Consider the following 415-nt stretch of genomic DNA (forward strand, 5'->3'; position numbering starts at 1 on the left):
CGGCGTAAGCGGTATGCGCGTTGCCGTTGTGCGGCCGTGCGTGCGACGGGTTTCGTCGTCGGGCTATCGGATGTATCGTCACGCGTGACGAGCTGCAGATGTGCGTTGTGCTTCATTGCTGATTCTCCGGGCGCGGCGGCAGGCCGACGTTGTTTGGTGTCGCGATACTGGCCAGGCGTCCCGGTCCCTGCTGCTTGCGCTCCAGGGCGGTACGCCGACGGTAGCTTGCGACGTTCAGTTCAAAGATCGTCGAGTGATGGACCAGCCGGTCGACGGCGGCCACCGTCATGGCCCGGTCGGGGAAGACCTTGTCCCATTCGCCAAATGGCTGGTTGGCCGTTATGCAAAGAGAACGGTGCTCATACCTGGCGCTGATGAGCTCGAACAGCACCGAAGTCTCGGCCTGATCCTTGCT

General features: G+C 62.7%; 1 protein-coding gene. It reads right to left on the minus strand.

Features of this window, described 5'->3' with window-relative positions:
- Window positions 1-112: 112 nt before the first annotated feature.
- Window positions 113-415: ATP-binding protein (locus P0D80_RS51310; protein WP_408296663.1), on the minus strand; the 303-nt coding region annotated here is incomplete at its 5' end.

Source organism: Paraburkholderia sp. RL17-373-BIF-A, from assembly GCF_046030175.1.
Classification (GTDB): Bacteria; Pseudomonadota; Gammaproteobacteria; order Burkholderiales; family Burkholderiaceae; genus Paraburkholderia.